1 protein-coding gene and 1 pseudogene are annotated in these 806 nt (G+C 61.4%); both read right to left on the bottom strand.

Annotation, left to right across the window (positions count from 1 at the left end; all coding sequences use genetic code 11):
- A partial coding sequence (locus HLUSI_RS0106285) for an NADPH-dependent FMN reductase (RefSeq protein WP_016833187.1) occupies positions 1 to 457 on the bottom strand: 457 nt, incomplete at its 3' end.
- A gap of 85 nt (positions 458 to 542) precedes the next feature.
- A pseudogene (locus HLUSI_RS0106290) lies at positions 543 to 806 on the bottom strand (hypothetical protein); the annotation flags it as partial.

Here is an 806-nt window from a genome sequence, read left to right on the forward strand (position 1 = left end):
CGCCGGCGCCGCCGATCATGACCTCCGGCCTGTTGAGGAATTTGAGGTCGAGGAACACGCCGATCTGACGCAGGTGATATTGCGCACGCGCGGTGCCGATGGCGCCGGGACTGGCGCCCATGATGGCGGCGGCCTTGCCGGCGAACGGTTGTTCCGGTGGGCGCGAGGCCCAGTCGATGGCATTTTTCAGCAGCCCCGGAATCGAATAATTGTATTCCGGCGTGGAGAACAGAATCGCATCGGCCTCGGCGATCTGCCGGCGCAAACGCTCGACCGAAGGCGGCCATCCTTTGGCGCGCACGTCGTCGTTGTACAGCGGAATGTCTGAAATGTCGGCCTGGATCAGGCGCACGCCGGGCGGCAGCAATTCGGCGGCGGCATGCAACGCCGCCGTGTTGTAAGAGCCCGCGCGCAGGCTGCCGGAAATGCCGAGAATGGTGATGTTCGTATCGCTCATGTCAGTGTCCTTTTATGCAAAGAGAGGAAGACGGAAAACGCGGAAACACCATGCCATGCTACACCACAAGCGCAGGATTCTTGTCCTACGCTTCACCCAGGTAAGCCGCCTTAACACGCGGATCATTCAGCATGTCCTTGGCATTGCCGCTCATGGTGATCAGCCCCGACTCCATCACATAACCCCGGTGCGCCGCCTCCAGCGCCAGCTTGGCGTTCTGCTCCACCAGCAGGATCGTGATGCCCTGCGCCGACACGTTGCGGATCACCTCGAAGATCTTCTCCACCATGATCGGCGACAGGCCCATCGACGGTTCATCCAGCAGCTCAGGCGATGTTCGCGCCAATTG

Source organism: Herbaspirillum lusitanum P6-12 (genome assembly GCF_000256565.1).
In the GTDB taxonomy this organism is placed as follows: Bacteria; Pseudomonadota; Gammaproteobacteria; order Burkholderiales; family Burkholderiaceae_D; genus Herbaspirillum; species Herbaspirillum lusitanum.